General features: G+C 72.3%; 25 protein-coding genes. 19 read left to right on the top strand and 6 right to left on the bottom strand.

Going from position 1 to position 21094, the window contains the following annotated elements; translation table 11 throughout:
• Positions 1 to 22 precede the first annotated feature (22 nt).
• From ACFXMG_RS34320 to ACFXMG_RS34265, 12 genes are all read left to right on the top strand, one after another.
• Positions 23 to 751, top strand: a complete 729-nt coding sequence (locus ACFXMG_RS34320) for a hypothetical protein (protein WP_383824277.1) — start codon at positions 23 to 25, stop codon at positions 749 to 751.
• 36 nt (positions 752 to 787) lie between these two features.
• Positions 788 to 1501: a Flp pilus assembly protein CpaB gene (gene cpaB, locus ACFXMG_RS34315; RefSeq protein WP_384119906.1), complete on the top strand. Its 714-nt coding sequence runs from the start codon at positions 788 to 790 to the stop codon at positions 1499 to 1501.
• Between the two features lie 9 nt (positions 1502 to 1510).
• Positions 1511 to 2770 (top strand): CpaE family protein, encoded by a 1260-nt coding sequence (locus ACFXMG_RS34310; RefSeq protein ID WP_384338831.1) that lies wholly within the window; start codon positions 1511 to 1513, stop codon positions 2768 to 2770.
• A 3-nt stretch (positions 2771 to 2773) separates the two neighbouring features.
• A complete protein-coding gene (locus tag ACFXMG_RS34305) occupies positions 2774 to 3142 on the top strand; it encodes a TadE/TadG family type IV pilus assembly protein (RefSeq protein ID WP_383824205.1) in 369 nt (122 codons plus the stop codon).
• Positions 3139 to 3687 carry a TadE/TadG family type IV pilus assembly protein gene (locus ACFXMG_RS34300; RefSeq protein ID WP_383824202.1) on the top strand — a complete coding sequence of 183 codons (549 nt, stop codon included), beginning with the start codon at positions 3139 to 3141 and terminating at the stop codon, positions 3685 to 3687. The genes ACFXMG_RS34305 and ACFXMG_RS34300 overlap by 4 nt, the downstream gene beginning before the upstream one ends.
• The gene (locus ACFXMG_RS34295; RefSeq protein WP_383824199.1) at positions 3684 to 5039 is read left to right on the top strand and encodes a CpaF family protein; all 1356 of its coding nucleotides are present in this window, start codon (positions 3684 to 3686) and stop codon (positions 5037 to 5039) included. Before ACFXMG_RS34300 ends, ACFXMG_RS34295 begins: the two co-directional genes overlap by 4 nt.
• Positions 5040 to 5048: 9 nt before the next feature.
• On the top strand, positions 5049 to 5990 hold the full coding sequence (locus ACFXMG_RS34290; RefSeq protein WP_383824196.1) for a type II secretion system F family protein: 942 nt from the start codon (positions 5049 to 5051) through the stop codon (positions 5988 to 5990).
• Positions 5991 to 6005: 15 nt separating this feature from the next.
• Positions 6006 to 6893, top strand: coding sequence for a DUF5936 domain-containing protein (locus ACFXMG_RS34285; RefSeq protein ID WP_383824274.1), 888 nt, complete (start codon positions 6006 to 6008; stop codon positions 6891 to 6893).
• 184 nt (positions 6894 to 7077) lie between these two features.
• Positions 7078 to 7275 (top strand): Flp family type IVb pilin, encoded by a 198-nt coding sequence (locus tag ACFXMG_RS34280; RefSeq protein ID WP_383824193.1) that lies wholly within the window; start codon positions 7078 to 7080, stop codon positions 7273 to 7275.
• A 2-nt stretch (positions 7276 to 7277) separates the two neighbouring features.
• On the top strand, positions 7278 to 7931 hold the full coding sequence (locus tag ACFXMG_RS34275; protein ID WP_383824190.1) for a pilus assembly protein TadG-related protein: 654 nt from the start codon (positions 7278 to 7280) through the stop codon (positions 7929 to 7931).
• Positions 7932 to 7945: 14 nt separating this feature from the next.
• Positions 7946 to 8518, top strand: a complete 573-nt coding sequence (locus ACFXMG_RS34270; RefSeq protein ID WP_383824188.1) for a hypothetical protein — start codon at positions 7946 to 7948, stop codon at positions 8516 to 8518.
• Positions 8519 to 8533: 15 nt separating this feature from the next.
• Positions 8534 to 9154 (top strand): OmpA family protein, encoded by a 621-nt coding sequence (locus tag ACFXMG_RS34265; protein WP_383824185.1) that lies wholly within the window; start codon positions 8534 to 8536, stop codon positions 9152 to 9154.
• A 38-nt stretch (positions 9155 to 9192) separates the two neighbouring features.
• Here the strand turns inward: ACFXMG_RS34265 and ACFXMG_RS34260 are convergent, their stop codons facing one another.
• The 4 genes from ACFXMG_RS34260 to ACFXMG_RS34245 form a co-directional block, all read right to left on the bottom strand.
• The gene (locus ACFXMG_RS34260) at positions 9193 to 10038 is read right to left on the bottom strand and encodes a hypothetical protein (protein WP_383824182.1); all 846 of its coding nucleotides are present in this window, start codon (positions 10036 to 10038) and stop codon (positions 9193 to 9195) included.
• Positions 10039 to 10157: 119 nt separating this feature from the next.
• Positions 10158 to 10499, bottom strand: coding sequence for a hypothetical protein (locus ACFXMG_RS34255; protein WP_383824179.1), 342 nt, complete (start codon positions 10497 to 10499; stop codon positions 10158 to 10160).
• Between the two features lie 2 nt (positions 10500 to 10501).
• Positions 10502 to 11038: a DUF6232 family protein gene (locus tag ACFXMG_RS34250; RefSeq protein WP_383824176.1), complete on the bottom strand. Its 537-nt coding sequence runs from the start codon at positions 11036 to 11038 to the stop codon at positions 10502 to 10504.
• A 67-nt stretch (positions 11039 to 11105) separates the two neighbouring features.
• The gene (locus ACFXMG_RS34245; RefSeq protein ID WP_383824173.1) at positions 11106 to 12005 is read right to left on the bottom strand and encodes a hypothetical protein; all 900 of its coding nucleotides are present in this window, start codon (positions 12003 to 12005) and stop codon (positions 11106 to 11108) included.
• A gap of 229 nt (positions 12006 to 12234) precedes the next feature.
• Between ACFXMG_RS34245 and ACFXMG_RS34240 the strand changes: the two genes are divergently transcribed.
• The 3 genes from ACFXMG_RS34240 (at position 12235) to ACFXMG_RS34230 (ending at position 14932) form a co-directional block, all read left to right on the top strand.
• Positions 12235 to 12576, top strand: a complete 342-nt coding sequence (locus ACFXMG_RS34240) for a hypothetical protein (protein ID WP_383824170.1) — start codon at positions 12235 to 12237, stop codon at positions 12574 to 12576.
• A 96-nt stretch (positions 12577 to 12672) separates the two neighbouring features.
• Positions 12673 to 13731 carry a hypothetical protein gene (locus tag ACFXMG_RS34235; RefSeq protein ID WP_383824168.1) on the top strand — a complete coding sequence of 353 codons (1059 nt, stop codon included), beginning with the start codon at positions 12673 to 12675 and terminating at the stop codon, positions 13729 to 13731.
• A gap of 43 nt (positions 13732 to 13774) precedes the next feature.
• A complete protein-coding gene (locus ACFXMG_RS34230; protein WP_383824165.1) occupies positions 13775 to 14932 on the top strand; it encodes a hypothetical protein in 1158 nt (385 codons plus the stop codon).
• Here the strand turns inward: ACFXMG_RS34230 and ACFXMG_RS34225 are convergent.
• Entirely contained in the window at positions 14904 to 15305 is a 402-nt protein-coding gene (locus tag ACFXMG_RS34225) for a DUF192 domain-containing protein (protein ID WP_383824163.1), read from the bottom strand. The two genes, ACFXMG_RS34230 and ACFXMG_RS34225, sit on opposite strands and share 29 nt — an antisense overlap.
• A gap of 29 nt (positions 15306 to 15334) precedes the next feature.
• On the opposite strand from ACFXMG_RS34225, the gene ACFXMG_RS34220 reads away from it, so the two are divergent.
• Positions 15335 to 16072 carry a prepilin peptidase gene (locus ACFXMG_RS34220; RefSeq protein ID WP_383824160.1) on the top strand — a complete coding sequence of 246 codons (738 nt, stop codon included), beginning with the start codon at positions 15335 to 15337 and terminating at the stop codon, positions 16070 to 16072.
• A gap of 334 nt (positions 16073 to 16406) precedes the next feature.
• Here ACFXMG_RS34220 and mgrA read toward each other — a convergent pair whose 3' ends face one another.
• Positions 16407 to 17444: an L-glyceraldehyde 3-phosphate reductase gene (gene mgrA, locus ACFXMG_RS34215; RefSeq protein ID WP_383824157.1), complete on the bottom strand. Its 1038-nt coding sequence runs from the start codon at positions 17442 to 17444 to the stop codon at positions 16407 to 16409.
• Between the two features lie 129 nt (positions 17445 to 17573).
• Here mgrA and ACFXMG_RS34210 point away from each other — a divergent pair, with 129 nt between their 5' ends.
• The 3 genes from ACFXMG_RS34210 (at position 17574) to ACFXMG_RS34200 (ending at position 21085) form a co-directional block, all read left to right on the top strand.
• Entirely contained in the window at positions 17574 to 18335 is a 762-nt protein-coding gene (locus ACFXMG_RS34210; protein ID WP_383824154.1) for an isoprenyl transferase, read from the top strand.
• A gap of 288 nt (positions 18336 to 18623) precedes the next feature.
• Entirely contained in the window at positions 18624 to 19949 is a 1326-nt protein-coding gene (locus ACFXMG_RS34205; protein ID WP_383824152.1) for a PhoH family protein, read from the top strand.
• Positions 19950 to 20347: 398 nt separating this feature from the next.
• The gene (locus ACFXMG_RS34200; RefSeq protein ID WP_383824149.1) at positions 20348 to 21085 is read left to right on the top strand and encodes a transglycosylase SLT domain-containing protein; all 738 of its coding nucleotides are present in this window, start codon (positions 20348 to 20350) and stop codon (positions 21083 to 21085) included.
• Positions 21086 to 21094: the final 9 nt, after the last annotated feature.

Here is a 21094-nt window from a genome sequence, read left to right as displayed (position 1 = left end):
CCTCGACGACTCCGTGACCGAGATGCGGCGGCTCGTCGACCGGTTCGGGTATGTGCTCGTCGTCTGTCCTTCCTCCGCGCCGGCCGCCGTCGCGCACCGGCTCCACACCGTTCGGGGGCTGCTGGAGAGCGACCGGATCGCGCTGGTCAGGACCGATCTGCCGCCGCTCGGTGCCGCCGTCCTCGTCCGGCAGTTGCGCCAGTTGTCCGCCTGTGACATCAGCCCCGGCGTCCTCGCCTCCGCCGCGCGGCTCCTCGCCCACTACATCTACGCGGGCGCCGTCCTCGGGTCCGTCTCGCGCCTCGACCGTGTGCCCGTCACCCTCGGGTCGCACCTCAAGGGGTGGTTGCCTGGCGCGCAGTTCGCCGTCCTCGCCGGGCCCACCCCTCGGATCGTGCGCGTCGGAGCCGACGAATCCGGCTTCGAGGGGCCCGAGTTCACCACCCGCCTGCTGATCGCGCGCGGCCAGCTCGCCACCGAGTGGCCGACCGCCACCCTCGCCCCCCGCTGGGCCGTCGGCGGCCCCGTCGAGGAGACCGCGCTGCCCGCCTCCTCGCCCGCCTGGTGGGGCACGCCCAAGCTCACCGAGTTCGCCGCCTACCTCCCCGACCTGCCCGTCCTCCACCAACTCGTCGCATCCGTACGCCGCGAGACCTGCCACTGGTGCGGCATGGACCTCATCGGCGACCGCTGCGGCTTCTGCGCGGCCCCCCTGGCCGGCCCCACCGCCCCGGCCCAGGCGGGCCGGTGACCCGATGAACGGCGACCCGATGAACGAGGAAACCCGATGAACTCCCGCCAGCGCCGCGGCGTCATCCTGCTGCTGCTCTCCGTCCTCTGCGCGCTCGGCGCCTTCGCCGGCGTCCTCGCGGTCATCAGCGACGTGAACTCCAAGGTGGGGCCGGAGACCACGGCGTACCGGGTCACGGGGAACGTCGAGCCCTACCAGCCGCTGACGGCAAAGCAGTTCGAGAAGATCTCGATGCCCGAGCGCTGGCTCCCCGAGACCGCCGTCACCGACCTCGCCCAGATCAACGGCAAGATCGCCGTCACCCGGCTCAAGAAGGGCTCCCTGCTCCAGAGCGACATGATCGTCGCCCGCCCCGCGCTCAAGCCGGGCGAGCAGGAGATCGCCATCATGATCGACGCGGCCACCGGCGTCGCCGGAAAGATCACCGCGGGCGCCACCGTCAACATCTACGCCACCTTCGCCGGCGAGAAGAAGGACGAACCGAGCCAGTCCCGCCTCCTCGTCTCCTCCGCCCGCGTCATCGACGTCGGCGTCCTCACCCCCTTCTCCAAGGCGAAGTCCGGCTCCCGCACCACCGCCGAAGCCGTGCCCATCACCTTCGCGCTCTCGCCCGTCGACACCCAGCGCGTCGCCTACGCCGAGTCCTTCGCGGAGCACGTACGCCTCGCCCTCGTCGCCCCCTCCGCCGACGGCGCGCCCGCCCCGCCCGCCCCCGGCGACCGCTCGTACACGCTCGACAAGGACAAGTGAGGCCCGGCCATGCCCACCAGGATCCTGCCGGCCGTCGGGGACCCCGACGCGGCCCGGGCCGTCGTCACCCTCCTCGGACAGCTTCCCGACACCGAGCCCGCCCCGCCCGTCCCCGACTCCACCCAGCTCGTCGACACCCTCGCCCGGCTCGCCGCCGAGTCGCTCGACGCGCTGCCCGAGGTCGTCCTCGTCCACGAGCGGATCGGCCCCGTCCCCGCGCTCGACCTCGTCCGCGAGGTCGCCCTCCGCTTCCCCGCCGTCGGCGTCGTCCTCATCACCGCCGACTCCGGACCCGGCCTGCTCTCCGCCGCCATGGACTCCGGCGCCCGCGGCCTCGTCTCCCTCCCGCTCGGCTACGAGGAGCTGGCCGGCCGCGTCCAGGCCGCCGCCCAGTGGTCCGCCGGCTTCCGCCGCCACCTCGGCGGCGGCGCCGCCGAACTCCACGCGGGACCCGGCGGCACCGTCGTCACCGTCAGCGGCGCCAAGGGCGGCGTCGGCACCACCCTCACCGCCGTCCAGCTCGCCCTCGCCGCCCGCGCCGCCGGCCGCACCGTCGCCCTCCTCGACCTCGACCTCCAGAGCGGGGACCTCGCCTCCTACCTCGACGTCCAGTTCCGCCGCTCCGCCGCCGACCTCGCCTCCATCGCCGACATCTCGCCCCGCGTCCTCCAGGACGCCGTGTACGTCCACGAGACCGGCCTCTCCCTCCTCCTCGCCCCCGCCGAGGGCGAACGCGGCGAGGAGGTCACCGACCGCGCCGCCCGCCAGATCGTCAGCGCCCTGCGCGGCCGCCACGACGTCGTCGTCGTCGACTGCGGCTCCCGCCTCGACAGCGCCAACGCCGCCGCCGTCGAGATGGCCGACACCGCCCTCCTCGTCACCACCCCCGACGTCATCGCCGTCCGCGCCGCCAAGCGGACCGTACGCATGTGGGAACGGCTCCAGGTCCGCAAGGCCGAGACCACCGTGACCGTCGTCAACCGGCACTCCCGCGCCACCGAGATCCAGCCGCCGCTGGTCCAGAAGATCACCGGCACCCGGATCGCCGGCGTCACCGTCCCCGCCGCCTACAAGGAGCTCCAGGCCGTCGTCGACGCCGGCCGCCTCCACGAACTCGACGCCCGCTCCACCGTCAAGCAGGCCCTGTGGGCCCTCGCCGGCGAACTCGGCCTCACCGGCCCCCCGGCCGGCGCCCCCGCCCCCGGCAAGCAGCTCGCCCGCGCCGGCGACCGGGGCTCGCTGGGCCTGCGGCGCCGCGGGGGACGCTGACCGATGCGCCGGCTTCGGGGGAGGGGCGACCAGGGCCAGGTGGCCCTGGAGTTCGCCGGCATGGTCCCGCTCATCCTGCTCACCCTCGCCCTGCTCTGGCAGGTCGTCCTCGTCGGATACGCGTACACCCTCGCCGCCAACGCGGCGGACGAGGCGGTACGGGCCTGCGCGGTCGACGGCGACGGCACGGCGGCCGGCGAACGGCACTTCGACGGGGCGTGGACGGGCACGGCCGTGTGCGGCGGGCCCGCGGACGGGATGGTCACGGCCGTCGCCACGGTCGAGATCCCGGTCCTCTTCCCCGGCACGGCCGGCTTCGCGGACGCGACCGCGACGGCGGGCGCCGTCCACGAGAGGCCGGTGGCGCCGTGAGGGACGCGAGGGAGACCAGGGCGGGGAGGGGCGGTGCGCGGACGGGCGGTACGGGCCTGCCGGGCGACGCCCCTCGGAGCCGTACCGCATCCTCCCGTCCCGGCCGGGGCGACCGCGGTACGGGCCTGCCGGGCGATGCCCCTCGGAGCCGTACCGCATCATCCCGTCCCGGCCGGGGCGACCGCGGCCAGGTCGCTCTCGAATACCTCGGCTTCCTGCCCATCCTGCTGATCGTCGGGCTCGCCGGGCTCCAGCTCGGGCTGGCGGCGTACGCGGCGCAGCAGGCGGGGACGGCGGCGCGGGCGGGGGCGCGGGCCGCGTCCAGCGATGACGAGGAGACCCCGGACGCGCTGACGGCCCAGCGGGCCGCCGTGAGCGGCTGGCTGGATCTGACCCCCGGCCTGCCCATCGAGGGGGACGGGCAGGTGACGGTCACCGCCGTCGTCCGCATCCCCGAGGTCGTCCCCTTCTGGGACTTCGCCCCGGTCCAGAAGACCGCCACCATGCCCCTGCCCCAGGCCCCGGAGGAGGACGACCTGCCATGAGTCTGCGCGCCCGCATCCACCACTCCGGCGACGACCCGCGCGCCCTCGGGCCCGGCGGGGGCCGGGAGGACGGCCATCTCGTCGCGTCCTTCCGCGCCAAGCTCCTGGAGGAGATCGACCTCACCGAGATGTCCGCGCTGGCGGCGGCCGAGCGCCGGGCCCGACTCGAACGCGTCCTCGGGCACATCATCAGCCGCGAGGGGCCCGTCCTCTCCACCGCCGAACGCGGCCGGCTGATCCGCCGCGTCGTCGACGAGGCCCTCGGCCTCGGCGTCCTCGAACCGCTCCTGGAGGACGCCTCCATCACCGAGATCATGGTCAACGGCCCCGACCAGATCTACATCGAGCGCGGCGGCCGGGTGGAACTCCTCCCGCTCCGCTTCGCCTCCCACGACCAGCTGATGCAGACCATCGAGCGGATCGTCTCCACCGTCAACCGCCGCGTGGACGAGTCGAATCCGATGGTCGACGCCCGGCTGCCCTCCGGCGAGCGCGTCAACGTGATCATCCCGCCGCTCTCCCTCACCGGCGCCACGCTCACCATCCGCCGCTTCCCCCGCGCCTACACCCTCCACGAGATGATCGGCCTCGGCTCGCTCGACGAGCAGATGCTGCTGCTCCTCTCCGGACTGGTCCAGGCGAAGTTCAACATCATCGTCTCCGGCGCCACCGGCACCGGCAAGACGACCCTCCTCAACGCCCTCTCCGGCCTCGTCCCCGACGGCGAGCGGATCATCACCATCGAGGACTCCGCCGAGCTCCAGCTCCAGCAGTCCCACGTCATCCGCCTCGAAGCGCGCCCGCCGAACATCGAGGGCCGCGGCCAGGTCACCATCCGCGACCTCGTCCGCAACTCCCTCCGGATGCGCCCCGACCGGATCATCGTCGGCGAGGTCCGCGGCGGCGAGACCCTCGACATGCTCCAGGCGATGTCCACCGGCCACGACGGCTCCCTCGCCACCGTCCACGCCAACTCGGCCGAGGACGCGCTGATGCGCCTCCAGACCCTCGCCTCCATGTCCGAGGTCAAGGTCCCCTTCGAGGCGCTGCGCGACCAGATCAACAGCGCCGTCGACGTCCTCGTCCAGCTCACCCGGCACCCCGACGGCACGCGCCGCGTCACCGAGATCGCGATCCTCGCCTCGCACGGGCGCGAGCGCTTCCTCCTCGCCACCATCTGCCACTTCCAGGCCGAGCCGCTCTCCGCCGACGGGCGGGTCCACGGCCGGTACGTCCACCACCCGCTCCCGCGCCGCGTCGCCGAACGCCTCTACATGGCGGGCCAGCCCATACCGCCGGTCTTCGGCATCGCCGCCGCCGACACCGAGCTCGCCACCCGAGAAGCGACGTAGGAGCGCCTGATGACCGACCCCTTCTGGCTGACGACCGGCGTGGCGCTGCTCGCCTGCGTCCTCGGCGTCACCGGCGTCCAGGTGTACGCGAACGGGGCGCGGCGCCACGCCGCGCTCGTCGCCCGCCTCGACGACACGGCCGCTCCCGAGGCGACCGGCCGCCGCAGGCGCCGCTTCCCGGGCCTGGACCGGCGCGTCCGGGCCACGGCGCTCGGCCGGAACCTGGAGCGCCGGATCTCCGCGACCGGGCTCGACGTGACCCCGGGGGAGTTCACGGTCGCCCTGGCGGCGTCCGTGGCCGTCCTGTGGATCATCGGCCAGGCGGCCCTCTCCCCGTTCTTCGGGCCGATCTGCGGGCTGATGGGGATATGGGTGGCGCTCGGCTACCTCGGCTGGCAGCGGCAGAAGCGCATCGAGAAGTTCATCAACCAACTCCCGGAACTCTCCCGCATCCTGGCCAACGCGACGCAGGCTGGTCTCGCCCTCCGGATGGCGATCAGCCTCGCGGCCGACGAGATGGAGTCGCCGGCGGGCGACGAACTGGAGAAGGTGGCGCAGCAGTTGGCGGTCGGCACGCCGCTGGACGACGCGCTCGCGGAGCTGGCCGAGCGGCTGCCCTCCCGCGAACTGGTCGTCCTGGTCACGACCTTGGTGCTCGCCAACCGCGCCGGCGGTACGGTCGTCTCCTCGCTCCGCAACCTCACGGAGACGCTGGAGCAGCGCAAGGAGACCCGGCGCGAGGTCCGCACCCAGCTCTCCCAGGTGAGCATGACGGCGTACGCGGTGCCGGTCATCGGCTTCGGCTCGCTCCTGCTGATCGACAACATGCAGCCGGGCGCGCTGGACCGGATGACGGGCTCGCCGCTCGGGCAGGGCGCGGTGATCGCGGCGTGCGCGCTGTACGTGCTGGGCTTCGCGGTCATCCGCCGCATCTCGAAGATCGACGTGTAGGGGCCGGTACGCATGCTGGAACTCGCCATCGCCCTCCTCGCGGGCCTCTCCGTCGCCGGCTTCGCGTACGGCCTCCGGCTGTACCGCGCCGACGCGCGCCTCCCCGACGACCTCCGCCTCGCCCTGGAGGTGGGCGCGACCCGCACCGGCGCGGTGGACTCGGCGGTGGACCGCCTCGGCATGCGCTGGTCGCCTGCGGTGCTGCGCTGGATGGGCCCGAAGCGGGTCGGGTCGGTGCGGCGCCGGATCGACCTGGCGGGGAACCCCGGGGGGCTCACGATCGACCGGTACGGGGCGCGGCGGGCCGTCTACGGCTTCCTCGGGGGCCTGGGCGGGCTGCTGATGCTGACGAAGGGGTCGTACGTCACGGCGGCGCTCCTGTTCGCCTTCGGCGCGTTCTGGACGGAGGTCGGCATCTGGTCGGCGGTCCGGATCCGCAAGGACCAGATCGAACGCACCCTCCCCGACTTCCTCGACGTCCTCGCCGTCGTCGTCTCGGCGGGTCTCGGCTTCCGGCAGGCGCTGGAGCGGGTGGCGGAGAAGTACGAGGGGCCCTGGTCCGACGAACTCCGCATCACGCTGCGGCAGATGGACATGGGCGTCACGCGCCGCCAGGCGTTCGACGAGCTGCGGCGGCGCAACGACTCGGAGCAGGTGGCGCAGTTCGTGACGGCGCTTCAGCAGGGGGAGGAGCTGGGGGCGCCGATCGTGGACACGCTGATCCAGATCGCGGAGGACATGCGGCGGACGGACGCGCAGAACGCGCGGCGGAAGGCGGCGAAGGCGGTGCCGAAGGCGACGATGGTCATCACCACGCTGATGGTCCCGGCCACGATGATCCTGCTGGGCGCGGGCCTGTTCCTGGGCACGGGCACGGATCTGGGCTCCCTCTCGGGCGAATGAGGCGCCGCCCCGATGAAACTTCCCCCAACTCCCCACGAGCCCCCCACCCCAGGCCATACCCTGCCGGAGTACAAGGTCCCGCCCATGACCCGATCTGACGAACCAGCCCAGGGACCCTGTGCACCACAGGGACCACGGGCGTACCGTGCGACTGCGCAAGCGTCAGACCGCGGAGGGGACCACGATGAACGACGCGCTGCTGAAAGCCCTGACCAGGACCAGACTCATCCTGACGTCCCGGGGCGACCGGGGGCAGACGGCGGTGGAGTATCTGGGGATCATTGTGGTGGTGGTGGCGATCGTTGTGGCCATTACGGGCACGGATATCGGTACCACGATCTTGACGGCGATCAAGAACAAGATTGCGGACCTGACCGGTTAGCGATGAGGCGTGGCTGGCGCGATTCTGGTCAGGCATTCCCCACCTACATCGCGGTGATTGCCGGGCTGCTCTTTCTCGCTTTCGCGTACTTTGCGGTAGGCCAGGCTGCCGTCCTGCGTAACGGGGCGCAGACAGCTGCCGACGCGGCCGCCTTGGGGGCTGCCCAGGAAGCCCGAGATCAGCTACGGGAGGGGTGGCTCGGTGTGATCGGGGATTCCTCTCAGTGGCCACTCTTCGTCGACGGCGGTGCGAACGTCGACAACGGGCTGGCTTGCCAGCGCGCGGCTGACCTCGCTGCCAGCAACGATGCCGTGGTCGATGACTGCCTGGCGGCGACTCTCCGCTTCAGCGTGGCTGTGCGCAGCAAGGGCACGGTCGGCGAGTCGATCGTCCCCGACACGGAGGCCCAGCAGGCCGTAGCCACCGCGACGGCGGTGATCGAACCCCAGTGCTCGTTCGACGCCCCGGAGCCCACGGAGGAGCCAACGGAGGAGCCCACGGAGGAGCCGACCGCAACGCCTTCCGCTGAGCCCGAGCCCGAGCCGATCCTTGGGCTCGTTTGCGACGGCGAGGCCCTGGCCATTGATCCGGAGGATCCCCTCCTTCCCAGCGCGGGTGATCTCTTCCATGTTCGACTGACCGGCGACCACGAGTAAAGGAAGCGGACTTCATGAACGTCTCGTATGTGAGAGGGGGGTTCATCGCCCTGGCGGTGTCAGCTTCGTTGACCGTTGCTGGCTGCGGAGCCGATGCCGAGCCTTCGGCATCCCAGAAGCCGAGTGCGACGACCCAGCCCTCTCAGCAGTCCACCCCTGCGCAGGCGGAACAGACCGCCGAGGAACCGGTGGAACCGCTCGTCGTCGCAAAGGGGCAGGATGGTTTCGAGCTGGCCATCGGATCGGCCGAGCGCGACGCGGGTGGATTCCTGACGGTGAAGGGAATCCTGAAGAACACAGCGGAGAAGGGACGCGCGGTCCCCGACGCCGTGCGCGGCAACGAGACAGAGGTGCTGAAGCACGGTACGTCGCTCGGCGGTGCCACCCTCGTAGACGGCTTGGCCAAGAAGCGCTACTACGTTCTGCGTGACACGGACGGCCGCCCCCTGGCGACATCGGGCTTGAGCATCATCGCGGCAGGGAAGTCCATCGATGTCTTCATGCAGTTCCCCGCACCCCCCGCCTCCACCAGCGAGGTCTCGTTTCAACTGCCCACGTTCGAACCTGCCACGCTCAAGCTTTCCTGAGGCGGCGCCATGACGATGACAGGACGACGACGCAGGCTGGTCGCGCTCGTGGTGGTGGTGGCTGTGGGGTGGCCGGGGGTTTCGGGGGTGGCTTACGCCGACGACCCGCCGGGCAGCACCAGTTCCTCCCCTCCCCCCGCCATCGACTCCAACTCACCCGGCCTGATGCTCCCCGACGGCGCCACCCTCGCGCCCGCCAAGGTGCTGGACATCAAGCAGATCGTCGAGGAGGAGGGCGGCGAGCAGCGGCGCGAGGACACGAACGTCGACGTGACGTTCGCGCTCCAGGCGGAGGTGCTGTTCGCGAAGAACAGCGCCAAGCTCAGCCCCGCCGCCACCGCCAGGATCCGCGCCATCGCCGGCGAGGTCCGGACGCAGGGGTCCGGCAAGGTGCGGGTCTTCGGCTTCACCGACAACCTCGGGACGTACGAGCACGGGCTCAAGCTCTCCAAGGAGCGCGCCGTCGCCGTCCAGCAGGTGCTCGCGCGCGAGCTGGACCCGGGGACCTCGTACGAGATCCGCGGCTACAGCGAGGACTACCCGATCGCCGACAACCGCACCGAGGAGGGCCGCAAGAAGAACCGCCGCGTGGAGATCTCCTTCCCCCGCACCGCACCCCCCGCCGCCGCCCCCTGACCCCGGCGCCCGGACCCTTCCGGAACCTCGACCGGCCGTCAGTCCTTCGGCTTCCAGAGGGTGACGCGGAGGGAGATCTGGGTCGGCGGGTCGGTGAGGCCGTCCTTCTTGCCGCCGATGAAGCCGGTGATGGTGACGCGGGCGACGTTGCCCTGGTCCGTGAGGACGCACAGGACCGTCCCTGCGGGCAGCGTCCAGTCGTCCATCTCCGCCTCGGTGAAGCCGCCGACCTGCGCCGACCGCGCGCAGTCCGCGGCTTCCTTCGAGGGGTCGGTGGGCTGGAGCTGGGCGGCGTTGCGGCCGTTGCGGAGGGAGAGGAAGCCCGCCTCGGTGCTCTGGTAGGTCAGGTCGGCCAGGACGGGGACGCCGGTCTGGTCGGCCTTCTCCTTCTCGACCGTCCACTCCTCCTCCGTGAAGCGGCGGGTGGCCGGCACGTCGAAGTCGATCGAGCCGAGGTCGTCCCCGGGCGGCAGGCCCAGCGCCATCGCCTGGTCCTGGTAGAAGGCGGTGTACGTCCGGCCCGCCGGCGGCGCCGAGACGGGCGCCGTGCCGTCGGTCGGCGGGGTCGTCGGATCCGGCGTCGGCTCCGTGGTGGGAGGTGGAGTGGGCGTCTCGCTCTGTGTCGACGACGACGGCGATGACGTCGGCGGCTTCGCTTCGTCCCGGGTCCTGCCGTCGTCGGAGGACAGCAGGGGAGGGACGACAGCGGCCGCCAGGGTGCAGACGCCGACGATCACGGCTCCGACGACGGTGACCTTCCCGCCCTCGCTCAGGTTCCCGAACCACCCGCGCCGCCGCGGCGGTTGCGGGGGCGGCGGCGGGGTCGCCGGTGAACTCGGGTACGAGTGGGGCGGGTTGTTCGGTGGCGTGGGTGCCGTGGACACCGGTGCTCCTTGCTCCTCAGGGACGGCGGTCGCGCGCAGGCCCACGGACTTTACCGCGCGTCGCCTGGAACCTCCGTCCGGTTACCGCGAGGGCGGACGGAGGCCCCGAGCAGGGGAGTTCAGCCGGCGAGGGCGGCCAGGAGGGCCTGGACGGCGGCCACGACAGGGCCGCCCACCGCGCCGACGAGGGCCGCGATGCCGGCGATACGGGTGAGGGGGCCCTCCAGCTCCGCGCGGGTCGCGTCGGGGCGGAGGTCCGCCGCCGCCTCGTCGAGCTCCGTGCGGCGGTTCTCGTCGAGATGCGTCCGCAGGCCCTCGATGGCCGCGAGGAGGTCGTCGAGCGCGGTGGTCGGGGTGGCGGCGCCGACGGTCTTGCCGCCGGCGACGATGTCGCCGGAGCCGGTGTGGCTCGCCTTGCCGATGCTTCCCGCGCCGTACTGGTGGATCTGATCGCTGCTCATCGTCAACCTGCCTGGATGTTGCCGTGGCCGAAGTGGGTGGCCTGTCCGATGCTGTTGGCGCCGTACTGCTGGATGATGTCGCCGTGGTGCACGGCGTGCTGGACGTAGAAGACCTTCTGCGCGTCGTCGGGCTTGCCGATCGCCTTGGTGATCTCCAGGACCAGGTGGTCGATCTCGCTCTTCTCGGTGCTCCACACGGTGTCCCGCTGGGTGCCGGCCGTGTTCACGATCAGGCCGTAGAGGACCGGGAGGTCCGGCTGGCGCACCTTGACGACGAGGCGCCAGATCATCAGGCCCAGGACGACGAGGACGGCCACGTAGAGCAGGTTGTTCCGGAGGCTGCCGGCGATCAGCGTGCCGACGACGCCGACGAGCCAGATACGGGCGATGCCGACGATGAGATCCTTGGTGATCTTCTTCTTCACGGGCACCAGCCGGCGCTGTCCCACGTGCGAGATGTTCCGCAGGGGGTACGCGTCACCGCCGACCCATAAAGACCCGGTGTGGATCTGCACCTCTACCGGGCTGTGGCGTGACATGTCGCTTTCCCCTTTCCCAGGAAACCGGTGCTTCACTCTAGCGGAGTAAAGCCCCGTCCCAGGGGTCTCAAAACCCAAGCAAAACCCGGTTATTGGCGTCTCGCGCGAGCTCCGTGAGGGCCGTGTGGATCGTTGTCGTCATGCGGTGCGGGTGGGTGAAGACCTCTTGGGCGGTGAAGCGGAGTACGCGGCGGATCTCGGGGCAGGACTGGAGGGCGTTGAAGCGGGCGATGTCTCGTTCGTGGGCGCGGCGGGTGCCGTGGAACGCGTAGCCCTCGACCTCTACCGCCAGGCCCGCCTCCCGGAAGAGGAAGTCGGGGTGGAGGGGGCGGCCGTCGGGGGTTCGCAGGAGGGGCTGGCATTCGGGGGACAGGGCCGCGTCCGCCATGCGTAGACGGGCCACCGTCTCCGCCGGGGAGCCCGCTGCCGGGTCGGCCAGCCGGAGCCAGGCGCGGGCGCGCGGTGCGCCGGGGCGCCGGAGGGACAGCTGCGCGACCAGTTCCTCGTACCGGACCGGCGGGTCCCTTCGTACCCCTCCCACCACGCGGCGGGACAGCGCCGAGTCCGCCGTCACCACCGCCTCCTCCCTGCTCCCGGAGGCCCGTATCAGGTCCGCGACCGTCCGCGCGGCCGTCGTCACCCGCAGGCCCCGGCGCAGGCAGACGTCCTCCGGCGGGAGCGAGGCCCGCGAGACCTCCGCCGTCCGCACGCTCGCCAGGACCTCGATGCGGTGCAGCCGCGCCGCCGTGCCGTGGCGGCAGACGCGCTGCGGGCGCAGCAGCTGGAGCGCGGTCTCCCGGACCCGCCAGTCCGTCTCCTTCCCCGGCACCGCCCACGCGCCCCGGCAGATCCGCTGCCAGCCGTCCCGCCGCAGGCGCGCCGCGAGGCGGCTCGGCGGCCAGCCTGCCGCGAGGGCCCAGACGGTGAGGAGGACCCCGCCCCGGGCGAGGATCGCCAACTCGTACATGTGCGCAACGATCCACGGAAGGGCGACACTTCGCACCCCCTGTGGAAAACACCCCGAAAGTTGTCCCCAGGAAAGTGCAAAAGTGTCAGGACGGAACCTCGGGGGAGGAGCATTCTGGACCGAAACACCACACCGCTCCGGGGCAGGGTCGCCGATGCAGCACACCAGTCCTCACGTCATCACTCCTCTACCCACGAGTCCCACGGGTCCCACGAGCGCCACGCCCAGCGTGCAGCTCGTCCATGACCTCCTCGTCCACGTGCCCGGCTTCCAGGGCGCCTACGAGAGCCATGTCTTCCGGCAGGGCGGGGTCCTGCCGCACGTCTTCTTCTGGGACGTCGTCCAGGGCACCGTCCGCTCCTTCCTCGCCGTGGAGGGGGAGCCCGACTGGCGCCGCACCCTCGACTTCCTGGAGGAGCGGAGCAGCCGGGGCGACATCGCCGTCGACGAGGTGATCGTCACCTCCTTCCTCGGCGACCTGCCGTCCCCGCACGAGCCGGGGCACGGCATCGTCGAGCAGCTCGGTCCCGTCATGGCCGCGAAGTTCGGCCGCATAAGGCCCCGTGGCTGAAGACGGCTGAACAGGGCTTCGCTCGCAGGCCAGTTGGGTAGTTCTCTCCCCGGGATCGACCGAAGGTGACAGTCACGGTGCCGGGGAGGCGCGAGCGTGCTGAGCGATGACGACGTCCTGGCGGCGGTGCGGCGCAGCCTCGGGGGAGACGGGGCGTACTTCCCCGCCCAGGGCGCCCGGATCACCCGGCACCTCCTCGTCGAGGGCAGGATCGTCCGCTGCATGGAGACCCGCAAGGAGACGCAGCGTTTCCACAAGGGCGCCCGCGACCTGTCGGCCCTGCCCGAGTACGACGTCGACCTGGACCGGCACCCGATACCCGCCCCCGACGACCCCGAGGCCGGCTCGACCCTGCGCCTGGTGCGGCGCGGCTCGGTGGACCCCCAGGTGTGCACGGGCTGCACGAACGGACGGCGGCACTGCGAGCGCTGCCAGGGCGGCGGGGACCTGGTGTGCCGGAAGTACACGCCGTGCGAGGCGTGCGCGGGGATCGACTGCTGTCTGAGCTGCGACGGCACCGGCACCCGCGCCCGCGAGGCCGCCGCGCGGCCGGAGGGGGAGCAGACGGCGCGCGTCCGCTGCCGGCCCTGCGGGGCCGAGGACGTGGCGTGCCCGAAGTGCCGGGGCCTCGGCAAGAGGAAGTGCCCGGAGTGCGGCGCCACCGGCTTCCGCCCCTGCCCCGACTGCCGGCGGAAGGGCACGGTGGACCACGACTTCTGCGGGGGCACCGGCAGGTTCGTGCGGTGGACCGAGGGGGTCATCGCCCGGACGCCGCTCGTCGACGAGCTCAAGGAGTCCTCCGGGCTGTCGGGCCGGGCCTTCGGGTGGACGAACGAGTCCGACGCCTGGGGCCGCGTCGACGCCGAGGGCGAGGAGGCCGTCCCGGCGGACGACACCGACGAGAAGGTCGCCGCCTACCTGAAGCCCCGGCTCCAGGTCCACGCCGGTGAGGTCGGCCGGCGCATCGGCCTGCGCCACCTGTCGCTCGCCCGCGTCACCCACATCGACCACCGCCACCGCGTGTACGTCGTGATCCCCGGCCCCACCGCACCCCGTGTCCTCCCCCTGCGGTCCGGGCGCCGCATCTGGCAGCTCGTGGGCATCGGGCTGCTGGTCCTCGCGGGCGCCGCCGCGCTCTTCCACCTCCTCGGCTAGGACCCCGGACGGGGCGCCGGAGCGCCCCGGGATAATCGACCGCATGCCCGCGCCGTCCCGACCCGCTCCGCCCCGACCCGCTCCGCCCCGTCCCGCTCCGCCGACCCCGCCGACCGGCCGTTCCCCGCTCCTCCTCGCCCTCGGCGGCTACGCCGTCACCCGGGTCCTCGGGCTCGCCGTCCTCGCCGTCGCCGCCGCCGCGACCGGCAAGGACGGCTTCCACCGGCTGAGCGGGCGCTGGGACTCGGTCTGGTACGTGCGGATCGCCGAGCACGGGTACGGGTACCAGGTCACGCTCCCGAACGGCGACGTCCACTCCGACCTGGCGTTCTTCCCGCTGCTCCCCGCCCTGGAGCGGGCCCTGGCCGCCGTCCTGCCGCTCGACGCGGCCGGCGCCGGACTGCTGGTCTCCTGGACCGCCTCCCTCGCCGCGGCCTGGGGCATCTTCCGGTGCGGCGAGCACGTCGTCTCCGCGCGCGCCGGGATCGTGCTGGCCGTGCTGTGGGGCGCGTACCCGACCGCGTTCGTGCAGTCGATGGCGTACACGGAGACGCTGTTCACCGCGCTCGCCGCGTGGTCGCTGTACGCGGTGCTGCGCGGGCGCTGGATCCTCGCCGGGCTGCTCTGCGCGTGCGCGGGGCTCACCCGGCCGACCGCCGCCGCGCTGATCGCCGCGCTCGGCGTCACCGCCCTCGTGGCCCTGGTCAGGGACCGGCGGCTGCCCTGGCGGACGGTCGCCGGGGTGCTGCTCGCGCCGCTCGGCTGGCTCGGTCACGTCGTGTACGTCGGCGTCCGCGAGTCGAGCGCCACCGCGTACTTCGACGTCCAGGCGGCGTGGGGGAACTCCATCGACGGGGGCGTCGCCCTCGCGCGTTTCATCGCCTCGCTGCCCTGGCCGGCGGCGCTCGGCCTGTGCGCGGCCCTCGCGCTCCTGGCGTGGCTGGTCGTGCTCTGCGTCCGGCAGCGCCAGCCGCTGCCGCTGCTCGTCTACACGGTCGGCGTCGTCGTGGTGTCGCTCGTCGGCGCCGCGTACTTCGGCTCCCGTCCGCGCCTGATGATGCCCGCGTTCGGCCTGCTCCTCCCGCCCGCCGCCGCCCTCGCCCGCCTCCGTACCGGCCCCGCCGCCGCGATCCTCGCCGGGCTGGCCCTGGCCTCCGCCACCTACGGCGCCCTCACTCTCCTGGGCCCGGGCCCGCCGTGACCCCGGGGCTCCCGTCCAGGCCCGCCGTGACCGTCACCCGCACCCCCGCCCGTACCCCCCACCCCGCCAGCGCGCCCGCCTCCGCCTCCAGGACGTGGCGGGCGCGGGGGCGGAGCAGGCCGAGGCGGCCGGGGGGCATGGTGACCGACGCGAGGACGCGCAGGTGGCGGTCGAGGTAGGCGACGTCGATCGGGAAGCGCATGCCGAAGGTGTGGACGCTGTTCGCCGGGGTCAGGAGCATCGCGCCGGTGATGCCGTCCCGGCCGAGCAGACCGCGCCGCCGGGCGCGGTACGAGGCCGCGATCTCCACCGGCACCGCCGCCCCGCCCGGCACCACCAGCGTTCCCGCCCCGTCCCGCCAACTCCGCCCCATGGCCCCGACCTTAGACCTAGGGTCGGCCCGTGTACGCCTCGCTGATCGTTCTCGCCGCCCTCTGGGGCGCCGCCGTCGGGCTGCTCGTGCCGCGGGCCGCGTACCGGCTGTCCGTGGAGCCCGAGGAGCCGTGGCGGGAGCTGTGCCCGGCGGGGCACCGGCTCGCGGGGCCGGCGCGCGGCTGGCTCGGCGGGCCGGGGCGCGCCGGGTGCGCGACGACGCCGGTGCCGTCCGCTGTGCCGGTGCTGACCGCGCTCGTCTGCGCGCTGCTGGCCGCCGCCACCGGCGGGCCCCGGCCCGAGCTCGCGGTGTGGCTGCTGGCCGCGCCCTTCGGGGTGCTGCTCGCGTGCGTCGACGTCCGCGTGCAGCGGCTGCCGGACGGGCTGACCCTGCCGCTCGCGCTCGCCGTACCGCTGCTGCTGGGGGCCGCGGAACTCCTCCCGTACGACGCCGGGTCCTGGTCGCACGCCCTGCTCGGGGCCCTCGCCCTCGGCGGCGGCTATCTGGCGCTGCACCTGATCAGCCCGCAGGGGCTCGGCTTCGGCGACGTGAAGCTCGCCCTGCCGCTGGGCGCCGCGCTCGGCTGGTACGGCTGGGGCGTCCTCTTCGCCGGCGCCTTCCTGGGCTTCCTGCTCGGCGCGGGCTACGGCTTCGGGCGCGTCCTGACCGGCCGGGCGGGCCGCTCCTCGGCGATCCCCTTCGGCCCCTTCATGCTCGGCGGCGCCCTCCTGGGACTCGCCCTCGGCGCCTTCACCGCCGCGCCCTGAACCGGCGGACCGGCCGCCTCCGCTCCGCCACCGGCCGGTCGCGGAGCGCCACTCCACCCGCGTCCACCAGGCGGGTCGTCAACGTGGCGCCGGTCGGGGGCGTTCCCCCGTGGGAGGGACGGAAGTCCGCCGCCACGCCGGGGCGCAAAACCGCCACAGGGGCCCGGAGCCCTTGTGCCGCCTGGGATCCGGGGAAATCGGGCCGCTTCGTTCGGCGCACGTGGCGCGCGGCCCGACTATCGAAGGGTTATGGTGGAACCCCCCCCTCGGGCCGGTCCGTATCCCCCCCACGGACCGGCCCGTTTTTCTTTCCCCGCTCTCCGGGGAGGGGGGCTCAGCCCCGGCCGGCCCAGATGTTGGTGCCCGCCGTGTCGACGGCGAAGGAGTCGATCTCCTTCAGCTCCTCGTCCGTCAGCGGCGCGGAGGCCAGGGCCGCCACGTTCTCCTCCAGCTGCCCGACGCTCGACGCGCCGATCAGCGCCGAGGTCATCCGCTCGTCCCGCAGCACCCACTTCAGAGCGAGCTGCGCCAGCGACTGCCCGCGCCGCTCGGCGATGTCCGCGAGGCCGCGCAGCCGGCGCAGCACCTCGTCGGAGAGCAGGTTCGGGTCGAGGGACTTGCCCTGGGTGGCGCGCGAGCCCTCCGGGACGCCCTTCAGGTACTTGTTCGTGAGCAGGCCCTGGGCGAGCGGCACGAAGGAGATGCAGCCCATGCCGGCCGTCTCCAGGGTGTCGAGCAGGCGGTCGTCCTCGGTCCAGCGGTTGATCATCGAGTACGAGGGCTGGTGGATCAGGGCCGGGACGCCCATCTCCTTCAGCAGGCGCGCGGCCTCGGCGGTCTGCTCCGCGTTGTACGAGGAGACGCCGACGTACAGCGCCTTGCCCTGCCGGACCGCGGAGGCGAGCGCCCCCATGGTCTCCTCCAGCGGGGTCTCCGGGTCGAAGCGGTGCGAGTAGAAGATGTCGACGTAGTCGAGGCCCATCCGCTTCAGGGAGGCGTCGAGCGAGGACAGCAGGTACTTGCGGGAGCCCCACTCGCCGTACGGGCCGGGGTGCATCTCGTAGCCGGCCTTGGTCGAGACGATCAGCTCGTCCCGGTAGGGCGCGAAGTCCTGGGCGAAGATCTTGCCGAAGTTCAGCTCGGCCGAGCCGGGCGGCGGGCCGTAGTTGTTCGCCAGGTCGAAGTGGGTGACGCCGAGGTCGAAGGCGCGGCGCAGGATCGCCCGCTGCGAGTCGAGCGTGCGGTCGTCGCCGAAGTTGTGCCAGAGGCCGAGGGAGACGGCGGGGAGCTTGAGCCCGCTGCGGCCCGAGCGGCGGTACTCCATGGACTCGTAGCGCTCCGCGGCGGCGCGGTAGAGGGGGGAATCAGTCACGTATCTCTGCTTATCACGGACTTGTGACACTCCCGTGGGGACTTGTGACACGCCCGGACTGGGACCCTTCATCCGACCGCAGTAGTGTGGCGGCTTGCGAACCGCCCGCCCATGGAGGGGTTAAGAACAGTGAACCTGCGCGACCTGGTGTACGGGCTCTACGCACGCCGGGTGGAAGGCCGACTCGACCACGATCAGGTGCCCAAGCACATCGGGGTCATCCTCGACGGCAACCGTCGCTGGGCCAAGGCGTCCGGCGGGACCCCCGAGCAGGGACACAAGGCCGGCGCCGACAAGATCCGCGAGCTGCTCGGCTGGTGCGCGGAGACCGACGTCGAGGTCGTCACGCTCTGGATGCTCTCCACGGACAACCTGAACCGCCCCGAGGAGCAGCTCGTCCCGCTGCTCGGCATCATCGAGGGCGCGGTGAAGGCGCTCGCCTCCGACGGGCGCTGGCGGGTCCACCACGTGGGCACCATGGACCTGCTGCCGGCCAGGACCCAGACGGTCCTCAAGGAGGCCGAGGAGTCCACCCGCCGCAACGCCGGGATACTGGTCAACGTCGCCGTCGGCTACGGCGGCCGGCAGGAGATCGCGGACGCCGTCCGCTCCCTCCTCCTGGACCACGCCGAGCGCGGCACCAGCTTCGAGGAGCTGGCCGAGACCGTCTCCATCGACCTCATCTCGGAGCACCTGTACACGCGCGGGCAGCCCGACCCGGACCTGGTGATCCGCACCAGCGGTGAGCAGCGCCTGTCCGGTTTCATGCTGTGGCAGAGCGCGCACTCCGAGTACTACTTCTGCGAGGTCCACTGGCCGGCCTTCCGCAAGGTCGACTTCCTGCGCGCGCTGCGCGACTACGCCGCCCGGCACCGGCGCTACGGCTCCTGAGGTCCCCGGTCCCGGGGGAGTCACCGCACGTTCATGAACACGCCGTCATATGCCGTGGCATGGCGGGGAGTGTTCGAGGGCATAAACCTGGTGAAGTGAGCGGCACGGAGACCGCCACCCGGGAGGCCCCTTGCACCAGGACGACCGTGCGGGACACGTACGGGAGAAGCGGAGGGCCGGTGTTCGGCCCGCGCAGGGCGGTCCGATCCCGGTCCCATTCCGCAGCGACAACGGTGATTCCGTCGCACCCCGGCCTCATACGGGTCTTCTGAGGGGGTCTGTCCTTCCGTGGTGACCAGCACGAAGCGCCGCCTTTCCGACCGGCGCACCTATGTTCTCGACACCAGCGTCCTGCTCGCCGACCCCAAGGCGATGTCCCGCTTCGAGGAGCACGAGGTCGTGCTCCCCATCGTGGTGGTGACCGAGCTGGAGGCGAAGAGGCACCACCCCGAACTCGGCTACTTCGCCCGCCAGGCGCTGCGCCTGCTGGACGACTTCCGGGTCCGGTACGGACGTCTCGACGCCCCCCTGCCCATCGGGGATCTCGGCGGTACGCTGCGGGTCGAGCTCAACCACTCCGACCCCGGCGTCCTGCCGGCCGGCTACCGGCTGGGCGACAACGATTCCCGGATCCTCGCCGTCGCGCGCAACCTCCAGGCGGAGGGGTACGACGTCACGGTGGTGTCCAAGGACCTGCCGCTGCGGATCAAGGCGTCCTCGGTGGGCCTGCTCGCCGAGGAGTACCGGGCCGAACTGGCCATCACGGACACCAACGGGTGGACCGGGATGTCCGAGCTCGGCCTCTCCGCCGAGCAGATCGACCTCCTGTACGACCAGGAGCGGCTGTACGTGCCGGAGGCGTCCGAGCTGCCCGTGCACACCGGTCTCGTGCTCCAGTCCGAGCGCGGCAAGGCGCTCGGTCGGGTCGGCGCGGACGGGAACGTGCGGCTGGTCCGCGGCGACCGGGAGGCGTTCGGGATCCGGGGCCGCAGCGCCGAGCAGCGGATCGCGCTCGACCTGCTCCTCGACCCGGAGGTCGGGATCATCTCGATGGGCGGCCGGGCCGGCACCGGCAAGTCGGCGCTCGCGCTCTGCGCGGGCCTGGAGGCGGTCCTGGAGCGCCGGCAGCACCAGAAGGTGATGGTCTTCCGTCCGCTGTACGCGGTCGGCGGCCAGGACCTCGGCTATCTGCCGGGCAGCGAGTCGGAGAAGATGAGCCCCTGGGCGCAGGCGGTCTTCGACACGCTCTCGTCGGTCGCGGGCCGCGAGGTGATCGAGGAGGTGCTGTCCCGGGGGATGCTGGAGGTCCTTCCGCTCACCCACATCCGGGGCCGCTCGCTCCACGACGCCTTCGTCATCGTCGACGAGGCCCAGTCCCTGGAGCGGAACGTCCTGTTGACCGTTCTGTCCCGAATCGGGGCGAATTCACGGGTGGTTCTCACCCATGACGTCGCCCAGCGGGACAACCTGCGGGTGGGGCGGTACGACGGAGTCGTCGCCGTGGTCGAGAAGCTGAAGGGGCATCCGCTCTTCGCCCACGTCACCCTGACCCGCTCCGAGCGGTCCCAGATCGCGGCCCTCGTGACCGAGATGCTGGAGGACGGACACCTGTAAGGAGCAGGCATCCGGCTTGTACCCATTGGCTCCCGTACGGGAGTTGGCGCCGCCCGGCGAAGCGCAGGAGCTTAGCCGGGCGGCGCCCCCATGTCCCCGACATCCGTGAAAACACCGGGGACTGGTGAGGTGTGAGCTTTCACACGCAACACGGAATTGCCTTGCGGCGTCCGCGTCCGGCAGAGTCTTGCTTCCGTCAGGCCCCGCATACGGCACCCGTGCACCCTCGATCCGTTCGACGGCGCACACAGCACCGCACAACTCCACAAACGTCGCCGTATGCCGCCCACAGCACCACGGGCCCGTGTCTTCTGTGACCCGGTACGACGAAGACCAGCGCGAGGGGCACGATTTCGCCCGCGTGGTCACCGCTGCGGGTGATGTTGGAAGGAAACCGTGTGAGCCGGATCTCGGTCCGGGGATTCGCGGTGGCGTCTGCCACCGCGGTCACCACCGTCGGCGCCGTCGTCGGAGTTGCCACGGGCAACGCCGCCCAGGCCACCTCTGACGACAACTTCGAGGCCGCCGCGGCCGACAGCACGCTGCTCGCGGACATCCCCGCCGGCGCGCAGGCGCAGGTACAGGTCGCCTCCCTCGCGGAGCAGGCCGACGTCCAGGCCGCCGCCGCGGACGCCTCCGCCCGCAAGGGCGCCGAGGAGGCCGCCCGCTTCAAGGCCGCCAAGGACGCCGAGGCCAAGAAGAAGGCCGCGGACGAGAAGGCCGAGCAGGAGAAGAAGGAAGCCGAGGAGCGCGCGGAGCGCGAGGCCCGCGAGAAGGAGGCGGCCGAGCGCGCCAGTCGCGACAGCGTCCGCGACGCGTCCAGCTTCTCCGCGCAGGGCTCGTACTCGATCTCCGAGGTCAAGGCGATCGCCCGCCAGATGATCCCGTCCTCGCAGTTCCAGTGCTTCAGCAACATCGTGGACCACGAGTCCGGCTGGAACTACCGGGCGCAGAACCCGTCCTCCGGCGCCTACGGACTCGTCCAGGCGCTGCCGGGCACCAAGATGTCCTCGGCCGGCGCCGACTGGCAGAGCAACCCCGCCACGCAGATCAAGTGGGGCCTCAGCTACATGAACGGCCGCTACGGCAGCCCCTGTGGCGCCTGGTCGTTCTGGCAGGCCAACCGCTGGTACTAGCCCGGCGCG

Source organism: Streptomyces sp. NPDC059201 (genome assembly GCF_042754585.1).
Lineage (GTDB): Bacteria > Actinomycetota > Actinomycetes > Streptomycetales > Streptomycetaceae > Streptomyces.
This window is presented reverse-complemented; position numbering and strand designations above follow the sequence as displayed.

Coding starts and splice junctions, on each gene's coding strand:
- ACFXMG_RS34275 (WP_383824190.1), top strand. CDS start 7,278: ATGAGGCGTGGCTGGCGCGATTCTGGTCAGGCATTCCCCACCTACATC.
- ACFXMG_RS34290 (WP_383824196.1), top strand. CDS start 5,049: ATGACCGACCCCTTCTGGCTGACGACCGGCGTGGCGCTGCTCGCCTGC.
- ACFXMG_RS34225 (WP_383824163.1), bottom strand. CDS start 15,305: ATGGGGCGGAGTTGGCGGGACGGGGCGGGAACGCTGGTGGTGCCGGGC.
- ACFXMG_RS34310 (WP_384338831.1), top strand. CDS start 1,511: ATGCCCACCAGGATCCTGCCGGCCGTCGGGGACCCCGACGCGGCCCGG.
- ACFXMG_RS34265 (WP_383824185.1), top strand. CDS start 8,534: ATGACAGGACGACGACGCAGGCTGGTCGCGCTCGTGGTGGTGGTGGCT.
- ACFXMG_RS34320 (WP_383824277.1), top strand. CDS start 23: ATGCGGCGGCTCGTCGACCGGTTCGGGTATGTGCTCGTCGTCTGTCCT.
- ACFXMG_RS34295 (WP_383824199.1), top strand. CDS start 3,684: ATGAGTCTGCGCGCCCGCATCCACCACTCCGGCGACGACCCGCGCGCC.
- cpaB (WP_384119906.1), top strand. CDS start 788: ATGAACTCCCGCCAGCGCCGCGGCGTCATCCTGCTGCTGCTCTCCGTC.
- ACFXMG_RS34305 (WP_383824205.1), top strand. CDS start 2,774: ATGCGCCGGCTTCGGGGGAGGGGCGACCAGGGCCAGGTGGCCCTGGAG.
- ACFXMG_RS34245 (WP_383824173.1), bottom strand. CDS start 12,005: ATGTACGAGTTGGCGATCCTCGCCCGGGGCGGGGTCCTCCTCACCGTC.
- ACFXMG_RS34230 (WP_383824165.1), top strand. CDS start 13,775: ATGCCCGCGCCGTCCCGACCCGCTCCGCCCCGACCCGCTCCGCCCCGT.
- ACFXMG_RS34280 (WP_383824193.1), top strand. CDS start 7,078: ATGAACGACGCGCTGCTGAAAGCCCTGACCAGGACCAGACTCATCCTG.
- ACFXMG_RS34255 (WP_383824179.1), bottom strand. CDS start 10,499: ATGAGCAGCGATCAGATCCACCAGTACGGCGCGGGAAGCATCGGCAAG.
- ACFXMG_RS34250 (WP_383824176.1), bottom strand. CDS start 11,038: ATGTCACGCCACAGCCCGGTAGAGGTGCAGATCCACACCGGGTCTTTA.
- ACFXMG_RS34270 (WP_383824188.1), top strand. CDS start 7,946: ATGAACGTCTCGTATGTGAGAGGGGGGTTCATCGCCCTGGCGGTGTCA.